Source organism: Heliomarina sp. (assembly GCF_052826185.1).
The window spans coordinates 336182-349120 of record NZ_JBRBUI010000054.1 but is presented as its reverse complement, the minus strand read 5'-3'; the positions used below and the strand labels follow the sequence as shown (position 1 = coordinate 349120).

12 protein-coding genes are annotated in these 12939 nt (G+C 60.7%); 1 reads left to right on the top strand and 11 read right to left on the bottom strand.

Features of this window, described 5'->3' with window-relative positions; genetic code table 11:
* Nucleotides 1-307 precede the first annotated feature (307 nt).
* A complete protein-coding gene (locus ACU0FH_RS19865) occupies nt 308-1024 on the top strand; it encodes a FadR/GntR family transcriptional regulator (RefSeq protein ID WP_446196462.1) in 717 nt (238 codons plus the stop codon).
* A gap of 32 nt (nt 1025-1056) precedes the next feature.
* Here ACU0FH_RS19865 and ACU0FH_RS19860 read toward each other — a convergent pair whose 3' ends face one another.
* The 11 genes from ACU0FH_RS19860 to choW form a co-directional block, all read right to left on the bottom strand.
* Nucleotides 1057-2364 (bottom strand): TRAP transporter large permease, encoded by a 1308-nt coding sequence (locus ACU0FH_RS19860; protein WP_446196461.1) that lies wholly within the window; start codon nt 2362-2364, stop codon nt 1057-1059.
* Entirely contained in the window at nt 2357-2893 is a 537-nt protein-coding gene (locus ACU0FH_RS19855) for a TRAP transporter small permease (RefSeq protein WP_446196460.1), read from the bottom strand. Before ACU0FH_RS19855 ends, ACU0FH_RS19860 begins: the two co-directional genes overlap by 8 nt.
* 55 nt (nt 2894-2948) lie before the next feature.
* The gene (locus ACU0FH_RS19850; RefSeq protein WP_446196459.1) at nt 2949-4088 is read right to left on the bottom strand and encodes a C4-dicarboxylate TRAP transporter substrate-binding protein; all 1140 of its coding nucleotides are present in this window, start codon (nt 4086-4088) and stop codon (nt 2949-2951) included.
* A gap of 123 nt (nt 4089-4211) precedes the next feature.
* Nucleotides 4212-4985, bottom strand: a complete 774-nt coding sequence (locus tag ACU0FH_RS19845) for an enoyl-CoA hydratase-related protein (RefSeq protein ID WP_446196458.1) — start codon at nt 4983-4985, stop codon at nt 4212-4214.
* 19 nt (nt 4986-5004) lie between these two features.
* Complete coding sequence (locus ACU0FH_RS19840) at nt 5005-5880, bottom strand: crotonase/enoyl-CoA hydratase family protein (RefSeq protein ID WP_446196457.1); 876 nt, start codon at nt 5878-5880, stop codon at nt 5005-5007.
* Nucleotides 5877-6620 (bottom strand): FadR/GntR family transcriptional regulator, encoded by a 744-nt coding sequence (locus tag ACU0FH_RS19835; RefSeq protein ID WP_446196456.1) that lies wholly within the window; start codon nt 6618-6620, stop codon nt 5877-5879. The genes ACU0FH_RS19840 and ACU0FH_RS19835 overlap by 4 nt, the downstream gene beginning before the upstream one ends.
* A 186-nt stretch (nt 6621-6806) precedes the next feature.
* Complete coding sequence (locus ACU0FH_RS19830; RefSeq protein ID WP_446196455.1) at nt 6807-8378, bottom strand: class I adenylate-forming enzyme family protein; 1572 nt, start codon at nt 8376-8378, stop codon at nt 6807-6809.
* 200 nt (nt 8379-8578) lie between these two features.
* On the bottom strand, nt 8579-9814 hold the full coding sequence (locus ACU0FH_RS19825; RefSeq protein ID WP_446196454.1) for a saccharopine dehydrogenase family protein: 1236 nt from the start codon (nt 9812-9814) through the stop codon (nt 8579-8581).
* Nucleotides 9815-9862: 48 nt separating this feature from the next.
* The gene (locus ACU0FH_RS19820; protein WP_446196453.1) at nt 9863-10957 is read right to left on the bottom strand and encodes a carboxynorspermidine decarboxylase; all 1095 of its coding nucleotides are present in this window, start codon (nt 10955-10957) and stop codon (nt 9863-9865) included.
* A gap of 101 nt (nt 10958-11058) precedes the next feature.
* Nucleotides 11059-12099: a choline ABC transporter ATP-binding protein gene (gene choV, locus ACU0FH_RS19815; protein WP_446196452.1), complete on the bottom strand. Its 1041-nt coding sequence runs from the start codon at nt 12097-12099 to the stop codon at nt 11059-11061.
* Nucleotides 12096-12929 carry a choline ABC transporter permease subunit gene (gene choW / locus ACU0FH_RS19810; protein ID WP_446196451.1) on the bottom strand — a complete coding sequence of 278 codons (834 nt, stop codon included), beginning with the start codon at nt 12927-12929 and terminating at the stop codon, nt 12096-12098. The genes choV and choW overlap by 4 nt, the downstream gene beginning before the upstream one ends.
* Between the last annotated feature and the right edge of the window lie 10 nt (nt 12930-12939).

The window sequence follows — 12939 nt, the reverse complement described above, 5'->3', positions numbered from 1 at the left end:
CAGCGTTAGTCATCGATTGTAAAGCTTTGTCGCGAAAAGCCAAATCTGCCGCTCTCAGCCCCCGCCGCGTGTTACGGTCTCATGCCCAATAATTGACCCAGGCGTTGTTCTTTGGCCTTTGCCTGCTGAATTTCGGGCGGGGCGGCTGTCCTCCCCTTTTGCCCGCTGCTAAGCGCGGCGCTGCGACGGCACGGGTTTTACACAAGGCTCAAGAAAAAATCATGTCGTGGCAGCAGCCAGTCAGGGTAGTCTGGAGCCATAAGGATGGGAGTTGGGGAATATGGGTCTGCGGGGACAGCAATTGACCGTGAACTATGCTTATCGTCAGTTCGCCGATGAGATCGAAGACCAGATCATGCAGGGAACACTGAAACCGGGCGAGCGCCTGCCCGGCGAAATTGCGCTGGCCGAGATGTTCGGCGTCACCCGCTCGACCGTACGCGAAGGGCTGCGGCAACTCGAAAGCGAGGGTCTTGTTTGCCGCCCGACTCCACGCCGGCTCGAGGTTGCCCGCCCGCAAAGCGACAAGCTATCCAGCCGGTCCAGCCGTGCCATGGTCCTGATGAACGTGACGTTTCGCGAACTCTGGCAGGTCGCGCTGGAAACCGAACCTCTCGCAGCCGCACTCGCGGCCGAATTCGCGACCGACGCGGAAGTAACCGCGCTGGAAGAACTGCACGACGCGCTGATCGCGGCCAAGGGAAACGAAGACGAAACCATCCAGCTGGATACGCGGTTTCATTCGCTCATCGCCGAGGCGGGCAAGAACCGCGTGCTGAGCCTTGCGCGCGAGCCGATTGCCCTGCTGCTTTATCAAGGCTTTACACAGGTCGCGCCGAAAGTGCCGCAGGCGATCTCGCGCCAGATCGAGGCGCATTCTCAACTGCTTGCGGCGATACGCGATCGCGATCCGGAACGCGCCCGCGAATGGTCGCGCCGTCATATCGAGGATTTCTGGCGCGGCATCCAGCTTGCCGGGCTGGAAGACGCGACACCGATCACCGACCCGAGCGTTTTACAATAAAATCGGGTGGGCGGATACTGCCCACCCCTCTCCTAGCTAATCAGGTCGGGTAGGATCAGAACCAGCGACGGCCAGACAGACAGGACCACGACGATCACGAGGTCCATCACCATGAACCAAAGCACGCCGCGGAAGATGGCCGAAGTCTTTACCAGATCGCCGACCACACCCTTGATCACAAATACATTCATGCCGATGGGCGGCGTGATCATCCCGATTTCAAGCAGCTTTGTCAGGACGACGCCGAACCACAGAAGGCTCCAGCCCGACGCATCGACGACAGGCAGGATGATCGGGAGGGTCAGAAGCATCGCCCCGATCGGCTCAAGGAACATCCCGAGCAGCAGGTAGACCAAAACGATCCCCAGCAAAAGCAGTGCCGGGTTTGCCGCCACCGACATGATGCCAGCCGACAGGTAATCGCCCGCACCAGACAGCGCGAGAAAGCGGGTCAGCAGGCTGGCCCCTACGGCGATAATCAAAAGCGATGCGGTGGTTGTTGTGGTCTCGCGGGCGGCTTTCAAAAACCGCTCAAGCGTCAGCTCACCACTGATCAGGGCCACGAGACAAGCAAGGAACGCGCCCACGGCCCCTGCTTCGGTAGGCGTGAAGATCCCGCTGAACAGCCCCCCGAAAATGCCGATCATCACCAGCAGGATCGGCCATGTATCCTTGAGCGCGACGATCTTTTCAGAGAGGCTGGCCCGGTCATCCCGCGACGGGGCCAGATCCGGGTTCAGTTTCACCCGTACCAGAACCACGATGATATAGCCGATCGCGGTCAGGATACCGGCGCTAACACCGCCCAGAAAAAGCTTGGCAATCGAAACCTGCGCGATCACACCGTACAGGATCAGGATGATCGAAGGCGGGATCAGCGCGCCGATCGTACCGGCGACGGCGACCGTGCCGGTGGCCAGCTCCGGGTGGTACTTGTGTTTGATCATCTCTGGGATCGCGATGCGCCCCATCGCGGCAGAACAGGCAAGTGACGAACCGGACACGGCAGCGAACCCGGCCGAGCCAAAGATCGAAGCTATGGCAAGCCCCCCCGGCAGGCCCGACATCCACGCCCGCGCCGCCTGAAACAGCCCTCGTGTCAGTTGCGTGTGATAGCTGATGAACCCGAGGAACAGGAACATCGGGATCGAACTCAGCACCCAGTTAGCGGTGAACTGGTAAGGGATCGTGCCAAGCGCCCCCCATGCCACACGCCAGCCCATCAGCGACCAGAGCCCCACAAAGGAAACGCCGATCAGCGACACGCCGATTGGCACGCGCAGCCCGATCAGCACCAGCAGCGAACCCAGCCCGGTCAGCCCAATTGCAACATCAGTCATGAATAATCTCTACGTCCAGATCCGTTTCCCGTAGCCCGCTGCGGCTGCCCGAGGCCGTGACCAGCGCCTTGTAGACGCAGATCAGTGCGATCAGTCCGGCCCCCAAAGGGATGAACCAATAGCTCTGCCAGACCGGGATCATGGCCGAGCCCTGCTCCATCGCAGCGCCGACCTTTGTCTTTTTCATTGCCTCTTCATAGGCGCGCACCGCCAGCAGTCCAAAAACCGCCGCAGACAGTACGCTTGAGAAGACCGCGATCCAGCCCTGAAAGCTGTTCGGCAGCATGTCGGTCAGGAATTCCACGGAAATATGCGCCCGCTGCTCTTCGGCAACGCCCAGCGCGATAAAGACCACGGCGATCATGTAGAAATGCCCGACAATCGCGATTGTCCCCGGTAGCGGCCGGTTGAACAGATAGCGCCCCGCCACATCGGCGGTCACGTGCAGCATCATGAGGACGATACAAAGCGTCCCCAGAAAGGACGCTACCCTTGTCAGGCCGGACAAGATCCTGCCGGTTTTGTACATCTGCTTCCTCCCCAAAGCATCGCCGGGCCCCTGTCATGAGGGGCCCGTAACCTATTCACATGCCGTAGCTGGACACGTCGATCTTGGAATAGATTTCATCCCAGTAGATCGTCGCAAGCTCCTCTGCGCTCTCGACACCCGAAGTCAGCTCGGTCCAGCGCGTCAGCAGTTCGCGCACCTTGGCGCTTGCATCCGCGCCATTCGCCAGATCAAAGCGTTCCGCGTAAATGTCGACGACCGAAGACAGGTCTTTTTCGATGAACTCCTGGTTCATCGAGATCAGACTGTCGTTGGCATCGGTCACCTCGATGCCGCGCTCTTTGGATTGCGACAGGCCCGAGCGTGCCTCTTCAAGATAGACCCAGGTCATTTCCGCCGCGAGATCGGCATTCGCCTTCATCAGCGCCTGACGCGATTCCTCGCTCAGCCCCTGCCAGCGGTCCCTGTTCATCATCGTCGGCACGGTGAACTGCCCGCCGGGAAGCCCGATGTAGACATGCTTTACGACATCGATAAAGCTGAAGTTCACCAGCTCGGCGGGGTTACTGGCGGTACAGTCCAGCACCCCCTGGCTTAGCGCCTCGAAAGTCTCGTTGATCGAGATCGAAACCGGCACCGCGCCCATCGCCTCGGCCCAGCGCGCCCAGTAAGCGCCGCCCGCCCGGACACGTTTGCCTGTCAGTTCCTCGGGCGAGGTCACCGGCACCGTGCATTGCAGCGCATATGAGGTCGTCATCCCCGCGCCCATGTAAACCTGGTTCTGCGCCGCAACCTCTTTCTGGCAGCTGTCGCAGTTCAGCATCACGTATTCCGACACTGCGCCCGCAAAGGCAAGCGAGCTGAGTTCGCCGGAAAAGTCCGCCAGTTCAACCATTTCCGAGAATTCGGAGATCATGTTGAGATTGGGAAACTCGGCCGAGAAGTATGGCGTCAGGATCGTCGAAAGGTCGGCCAGACCGTCGCGCAGACCCGCATTGCTTTCGGCAAAGCTGAGCAGCGACAGCGGGAACACCCGCATCGTCAGCTCGCCGCCGCTCGCCTCACCCACGGCTTCGGCATAATTCTCAAGCGCCCCGGTCGGGCCCGATCCCGGCGGCCAGCCGCCCGCATAGCTCAGCTGATCCGCCGCCTGAACCGCTGGCGCCAGTGCCAGCAGCGATGCGCCCGTCAGTAATCCCTTGAATAGTTTCGTCATTCGATTTCCTCCTCCTGAAATTCGAAACCCCTGAATCGCGTAGGTTCACACGCGATCCATCACTCCCGCTTGCGGTAACCGGCTCTCCTCAGCCGGCGCCCGCCCACGGTTGCATTCTTTCGCCTAGCCGAACTTTGCCGGGCGCTTTTCCAGAAACGCCGCAACGCCTTCCGCGAAGTTGTCTGTCAGTCCGGCCTGCCGCTGTAATTCCCGCTCCGTTGCCAGCGTCGTGCTGAAATCACTGTCGGCGGCGCTCCACGCGGCCTTGCGGATCAGCGCATAGCTTTGCGACGGACCCGCGGCGAGCCGTTCGGCAATCGCCATCGCCGTGCTTTCAACCGCGTCGTCTTCGGCCAGCCGAGTGATCAGGCCCCAGTCCATCGCCTGCGCCGCCGGGATCTTTTCTGCCAGCAGCATCATCTCCATCGCGCGCACCCGGCCCACCGCGCGGGTCAAGAGCCACGTCGCGCCCCCGTCGGGGATCAGGCCGATACGCGCGAATGCCTCGAGGAAATAGGCGCTCTTCCCGGCAACGATGATATCGCAGGCCAGCGAAATCGAAGCCCCGACACCGGCCGCCGCGCCCCGCACAGCCGAGACCAGAGGCACCGGCAAATCGCGGATCGTTTCCATCAGCGGGTTGTAATGCTCTTCCAGCGTTTTGCCGGCATCCAGGGACTTACGGCCGGTTGGCATCGCCGACTTAAGGTTCGCGCCGGACGAAAAGGCACGTTCGTTCCCGGCCAGAATGATCGCCCGCGCGGTTTCACTTTCGGACTGCAGCAGCTTGCGCAGATCCGTCGCCATCTCTCCGGTCATCGCGTTCATCGAACCGGGGTCATTCAGGCGCAAAACCGTCACCGCCCCTTGCTTTTCAACCAGTATGTGATCGCTCATCACATTCTCCTATCGTTATTCATGCCCATGGCGGCTCTTGCCACCACGGAAAGAAACCCGGCATATCGGCGCTGACCCTGTCGGGAAACTGCGCCGGTCGTTTTTCGAGGAAACTGGCGACGCCCTCCGCCGCATCGCCGGAAGAACCGCGCGCCGCGATTGCCCGGCTGTCGATGCGATGGGCCATCATCGGATGTTCGGCCCCCGCCATGCGCCACATCATCTGGCGGGTCAGCGCGACCGACACCGGCGCGGTATTGGCCGCGATTTCACTGGCGATGCGATGCGCCTCGTCCAGCAGATCCCCGGGCGCATGAACCGACCGGACCAGTCCGCCGCGCAGGGCTTCGTCTGCGTCAAAGACGCGACCGGAAATTGCCCATTCCAGTGCCTGAGACATCCCCACGAGACGCGGCAGGAACCATGACGAAGCCGCCTCGGGCACGATCCCGCGCCGGGCAAAGACAAACCCGAACCGGGCCTTTTCCGAGGCGATGCGGATATCCATCGGCAATTGCATCGTTGCCCCTATCCCCACCGAGGGACCATTGACAGCGGCGATCAGAGGCTTGAGCGAATTGAACAATCTCAGCGTCAGCACGCCGCCCATGTCACGGTTGGTCGGGTCCGCCCAGACCTCCGGGTCTTTCGACATAGAGTCGGGCTTGGCCGCGGTGAACGCGTCGTCATCGTCAAGATCGACACCCGCGCAAAACCCGCGCCCTGCTCCCGTGACGATCACCGCGCGAACATCATCATCGGCATCCGCTTCGTCTATCGCCGCGATCATCTCGTGCATCATGCCCAGCGTAAAGGCATTCAGCCGGTCAGGTCGGTTCAGCGTGATCACCATCACCCGATCCTGAATATCCGTGGTCAGTGTCGTCGCGCTCATGACAATGCCTTTACGTTGTTAACAGCCGCTTCGTCCTCCAGCCCGGCGATCTGCACGGCGCGCCAGAAATCCTCGATGTGTTTGCGTGCCCAGGTTTCCGCCCGGATGGGATCGCGGGCCTCGATTGCGCACAGGATATTAGAATGCGCCTCGATCTGGCGTTTGTAGAATTGCGGGACAAAGGGGGCGACCTGTGCAAAGCCGCGAAACAGCAGATGGGCCACCGGCTCGCGCGCGAGGCCCAGAACGCGATTCTTGCCGATCCGCGCCACCTGCGAATGAAACCGCCCGTCCAGTTCGATGGTCCGGCTTGCATTGCCTTCGGCGCCGGAGAGATCTTCGTGGAGAGATTTCAATACCGCGATTTCGTCATCCTTTGCCATTTCCGCCGCAAGCCGGGCGGCCAGCATCTCGGTTTTCAGCGTCACCTGCCACAGCTCGCGATAGGTCACTTTCATCAGAGCCATGGTGCGCCCGGACCGGGTCGAAAGCCGGTCAATGCGCGGGATCGCCACGACCAGCCGCCGCGGAGTCGGACGGCAGACAAGACCTTCGCTTTCCAGCCGCCTCAATCCCTCGCGAACGGTAGACCGGGTGACGCCGAACATCTCTGCCATCTCCGTCTCACCGGGCAGTTGCTCGCCCGGCTTCAGGGTGCCTTCGAGAATCTGGGATTCGATCTCTTCAGCGATGCGCTGATAAGCATAGGCCACGTGAATCTGACGCCGTTCAAGGCCCATTCTCCCCCCTGTTCCGCGCCTCCCAACGCGAAAACCGTGCCGCGCCCGGTAGGCCCGGACGCTTTTGGCCGACACGATCAATACCGAACTAGTGTCGGACATTCATACACTGTCGCTCGACTCACGCAAAGTCAACATGAATGTCCGATGGCAGGGAAACCCTCTTCCCAGCCCCTCGCGACGGCCCTAGGCAGGGCTACGCAGCTTGGTTTTCAGCACCTTTCCATTGGCGTTCCGCGCCAGCGGCTCGGTCAGGAAGGTCACGAGATCCGGCACCTTGTAATCCGACAGACGCTCGGCGCAGAAGCTCTTGATCTCATCCGCGTTCAGCTCATGGCCGTTGCCATAGACAAAGGCATGCACCCGCTCGCCCAGCACCTCGTCAGGCGATCCTACGACAGCCGCCTCGACCACATGCGGATGATGCGCCAGCACGTTCTCGACCTCGATTGAATAGATCTTGAACCCCGCCCGATTGATCATGTCCTTCTTGCGGTCGATGATGCGCAAAAAGCCATCCTCATCCATTATTCCCACGTCGCCAGAGACCCAGTAGCCGCCGGTAAACCCCTTGGCATCACCCTCGGGATTGTCCCAATAGCCCGGCACCACCATCGGCCCGCCGATCAGCAATTCACCGCTTTCTCCGGGGGGCACCTCGCGCCCGTCTTCATCGACGATCACAATATCTGCCAGCGGCAGCGGCTGTCCCACTGACTCCGGATGCTCAGATATGGTACCGGCGGGCAGCAGGGTCGCCGGAGAGCTGGTTTCGGTCGAGCCATAGGCGTTCTGCAACACAAGCGAGGGCACGTGGCGTGCCAGTTTCTCAATTGTTGCGGGCGGCATCGGCGCGCCGCCGAACCCGGCCACCCGCCAAGAGGAGAGATCGAAATCGGCAAACGCGGGCTCCAGCAGGCAGAGGTTATACATAGCCGGCACCATGACTGTTGTGGTGATCCGCTCTGCCTCGGCCAGTTCGAGGAACTTCCGCGCCTTGAACGCCCGCATCATCACGGTCGTGCCGCCCACATGCATCATCGCAAGGATGATCGCGACCAGCCCGGTCACATGGCTTGCCGGGACCGCGAGGAAGCCCACATCGCCCGGGCGCAGGTCCATCCCCCATTCGAAATGGATCATCGAATGGATCACCGACACATGGGTCAGCATCGCACCCTTGGGCTTGCCCGTCGTGCCCGAGGTATAGAGCAGGCAAAGCGTGTCCTCTTCGTCGACTTCGGGCCAGTCGACGTCGGCGTGGCCGGCATCGCGGATCGGGCCAAGCCCCTTGTCGCCATCAAGGACATAGATGCCGCGCAGGCTTGGCACCCTTGCCTGTTCCGGCAGGTTCTCGGCAAATTCCGCCTCGGCGATCACCGCTGACGAGCCGTTCTGGTTCAGCACGAATTCGATCTCGGGCCGACGCTGACGCGTATTCAGCGGCACTGAAATCAATCCGATCCGCGCCGCAGCAAGGAAAAGCGTGATGAATTCCAGTCGGTTACCGATCAGCAGCGCGATGCGTTCACCCTTGCGATAGCCAAGCGCGAGCAATCCGGCAGCCAGTTCCTGCACTTCGGTATCAAGTTCGGTATAGGTCAGGCGCCGGTCCTCATCGACCACCGCAACCCGGTTGCCATGCTGCGCCACGGTGGCGCGAAAGCCTGCATCCAGACTGGCGGGCCGGTCCGCGAAACAGCGCACGACGCGACGGCCATACAGCACCTCGTGCCGTATTGCGGGCAAATCCTTCATGATTCTCTCCTCCTCGCGGCCCCTCCCAAGGCCGCCCCGCGTCAACCTAACCGGATGCGAGAGCAAGACAACCACGCAATCCGCGCCGCCCGATTGCGTTTACACGCTGGCCAGGCCGAACCACGAAAAAACCGGCCCCTTTTGACAGGAGCCGGTTTTCAATCAGGCAAGTTCCGTATGCTCAGGGCAGCGGAGGAATGTTATTCGTTCCAGGCGCGGTCGCCGTTCTCATCCTTGACGCGGGTCGGCAGGCCGATCCGGTCGAGGATGGTAAAGAATGGTTTCGGGTCCATCTCCTCGACGTTTTTCATGGTCTGGGCATCCCAGGTCCCGTCTGCCACCAGCATCGCGGCTGCCACCGGCGGCACGCCCGCCGTATAAGAAATGCCCTGCGAACCGACCTCGAGATAGGCTTCCTTGTGATCGGCAACGTTATAGACGAACATCTCCACGTCCTTGCCGTCGCGCGTACCCTTCACCAGATCGCCGATGCAGGTCTTGCCGGTGTAGTCGGGCGCGAGCGAGGATGGATCGGGCAGACACGCCTTGACCACCTTGAGCGGCACGACCTCTTGTCCCTCGGCCAGCGTGACGGGTTGTTCGGATAGCAAGCCGATGTTCTTCAACACGCTGAAGACGTTGATGTAATGCTCACCAAAGCCCATCCAGAACCGGATGTCGGCCTGCGGGTAATTGGTCGCCAGCGAATGAACCTCGTCATGGCCCGACATATAAGCCATCTGCTTGCCAACCACGGGCAGGTCCCATTCATGGCCTACCTCGAACATGGAATTCTCTTTCCACTCTCCGCCCTGCCATGAATATACCGTGCCGGTGAATTCGCGGAAATTGATCTCGGGGTCGAAATTGGTCGCGAAATACTTGCCGTGGCTGCCCGCGTTGATGTCGACAATATCGACGCTCTTGACCTCGTCCATCGTGTCGATAGCAAAGCGCGCAAAAGCATTCACGACGCCCGGATCGAAGCCGGCGCCAAGGATCGCGGTCACACCTTTTTCCGCGCAAAGGTCGCGCTTTTTCCATTCGTAATTCGCATACCAAGGCGGAGTTTCGCAGATCTTGTCGGGTTCTTCATGAATCGCTGTGTCGATATAGGCCGCACCGGTTTCGATGCAGGCATCCATCACCGACATGTTCACAAAGGCAGACCCCACGTTGATCACGATCTGCGCACCGGTGTCGGTGATGACGTTGGCAACGGCTTCGCTTTCGAGCGCATCGACCTGATGCGCCTTCAGAACACCGTCCACCTTCATCGCGCCTTTTTCGCGTACACTGTCGATGATCGCCTCGCATTTCGAAAGCGTACGGCTGGCGATATGAATATCGCCCAGCACGTCATTGTTCTGAGCACATTTATGCGCCACCACCTGTGCGACGCCACCAGCGCCGATGATAAGAACGTTCTTTTTCAACGTGATATCCTCGTGTGTTGTTTTTTCGTGCGAAGGGACAAGCCGCGCTCAGGAAAGCGCTGCGGCAAAATCCTCATAGGTAAAGTCGCGCACCATCCGTTCGCTGCCGTCCAATTCACGGACCGCGATGGCGGGCATCTTGACGCCGTTGAACCAATTCTTCTTTACCATCGTGTAACCGGCCGCGTCCTGTACGCTCAGCCGGTCGCCGGGCTTCAGCGCCTCGGGAAAGCGGAACTCGCCAAAGATATCGCCCGCAAGGCAGGATTTGCCGCAGATCATCCATTCTTCGGGACCAGCGTCCGGTTCCATCTTGGCGGATTCGCGATAGATCAGCAGATCGAGCATATGAGCCTCGATCGAGCTGTCGACAATGGCGAGGTTCTTGCCGTTGTAAAGTGTATCAAGCACCGAAACTTCCAGCGTCGTGGACTTCGTGATCGCCGCCTCGCCCGGCTCCAGATAGACCTGAACCTCGTTTTCCCCGGCAAAGCGTTTCAGCCGCTCGGCCAGACGGTCAAGCGGATAGCCCTCGCCGGTGAAATGAATACCGCCGCCAAGACTGATCCAGTCCATCGCGCGGATCAGATGGCCGAACCGCTGCTCGATACTTCCCAGCATCGCGTCGAACCGGTCAAAATCGGCATTCTCGCAATTGTTGTGGAACATGAACCCGGTGATCCGGTCCGCAAAAGGCTCGATCACTGCCGGATCATGCTCACCCAGACGGCTAAAGGGCCGCGCCGGATCGGCCAAGTCGAATTCTGACGTCGACACCCCGGGATTGACCCGGATGCCGCGCACATGGCCCTCGGACTCGCATTCAAATCGCGACAACTGCCCGGTGGTGTTGAAAATCACCTTGTCCGAGTTCGCAAGAACCTCGTCGATCTCATGATCGGCCCAGGCCACCGAATAGGCATGGGTTTCGCCCGGGAATTTCTCGCGCCCCAGCTTGACCTCGAACAGCGAACTAGAGGTGGTGCCGTCCATGTATTCGCTCATCATGTCGAACACGGACCAGGTGGCGAAACATTTCAGCGCCAAAAGCGCCTTGGCCCCGGAGTTTTCTCGCAGCCATGCGATTTTTTCCATGTTCGGCAAAAGCCGGGATTTATCGACCAGATAGTACGGTGTCTGCAACGCGAATGCCCCTTTCTGGGTCATGAGCTAGGCCAAACAGGAAGCCGGTCTATAGGAAACTTGGCGCTTTCAGGTCAAGGGACTCGCGCCGCCTTTTCCAATCACGTCTTGTTGGTCTCGACCGTCTGGGCCAGCCGCGCGACGATACTGTCCGAGCTGACCACCCCGATTACTTTGCCGCCTTCGGTCACGCCCAGCCCGCCGGGCGCATCGTTCAGCCGGTCGATCACATCCAGCAGCGGATGATCCGCCGTAACCGCGCTTGTCTCTGTGCCACCCTCGGCCGGGACCATCACATCGCGGGCGCACAGCGCGCCGAGCGGATTCATGTTGGCGACGAATTCGGTGACGTAATCGGTTGCTGGCGCCGAGAAAATCTCGCGCGGGGTGCCGCATTGAACGATGCGCCCGCCCTCCATGATCGCGATACGTCCGCCCAGCTTGAAGGCCTCGTCGAGATCGTGACTCACGAAGATGATCGTGCGTTTCAGATCGCGCTGCAACTCAAGCAATTCATCCTGAAGCCGCGAGCGGATCAGCGGATCAAGCGCCGAAAACGGCTCGTCCATCAGCAGGATCGGCGCATCCGTGGCAAAGGCGCGCGCAAGGCCGACGCGCTGCTGCATCCCGCCCGACAGCTCGCCCACCTTGCGGTCGGCCCAGTCGATCAGCCCGACCAGTTCAAGCTGGCGATCCGTGCGTTTCAGCCGTTCGGCCTTGGGCACACCCGCCAGTTCCAGCCCCAGCGCCACGTTGTCACGCACGGTTCGCCACGGCAGCAGACCGAATTGCTGAAACACCATCGACACGCATTCGCGCCGCACCCGACGCAGATCGGCAGGATTGGCATTGGCCACATCGCAGGACCAGTCGCCATCGAAAATCCTGACCGTGCCGCGCGCCGTCGGGTTCAGCCTGTTCACCGCGCGCAAGAGCGTGGATTTGCCCGAACCGGACAGCCCCATCAGCACAAGGATCTCGCCCTCTTCAACACTCAGCGAACAATCATGCACGCCCAGCACCTGCCCGGTTTCCTGCTGGATGTCCGCGCGGCTCTTTCCCTTGTCCATCAAGGGCAGCGCCACCTGAGGCTTGTCTCCGAAGACAATGGAAACGTTGTCGAATTCTACCGCTGTCGTCATTTCTTGCCCACCCGAAGCATCCGGTCGAGCATGATTGCGACCACGACGATGATAAAGCCCGATTCAAACCCAAGCCCCGTGTTCACCTGATTGAGCGCGCGCACCACCGGCACGCCCAGCCCGTCCGCCCCGACAAGCGCAGCGATCACCACCATCGACAGCGACAGCATGATGGTCTGGTTCAGCCCGGTCATGATCTGCGGCAGCGCATAGGGCAGCTCGATCTTCCAGAGCGTCTGGCTCGGTTTCGCCCCGAATGCCTCAGCTGCCTCAAGCAGCGCGGTGGGTGTCGAGCTGATCCCAAGCTGCGTCAGCCGGATCGGCGCGGGCAGCACGAAAATCACCGTCGCGATCAGCCCCGGCACCATGCCGATGCCAAAAAATACAATGGCGGGAATAAGATAGACAAATGTCGGCAGTGTCTGCATCAGGTCGAGCACCGGCGCCATCCAGGCATAAAGCTTGGGCCGATGCGCCGCCGCGATGCCAATTGGCACGCCCACGCCCATACAGACCACGCAGGCCGACAACACCAGCGTCAGGCTTTCGGTCGTTTCCTCCCAATAGCCCTGGTTCAGGATGAACAGGAACCCGATCACGACAAAAAGCGGCATCTTCCAGCCGCGCTGGATCACCCATGTCAGGCCCGCGAAAACGGCGATCACGATCAGCGGGTGCGGGCTCTGCAACACCCACAAAACGGCCTCGATCAGCCATTCCATCCCGTCAGCCAGCCCGTCAAAGAACCAGGCCCCGTTAATCTGCAACCAGTCGAACACCACCTCGGCAGTGTCCCCGACCGGTATCTTGTTATCCGTGAGCCAATTCATGAATGCGACT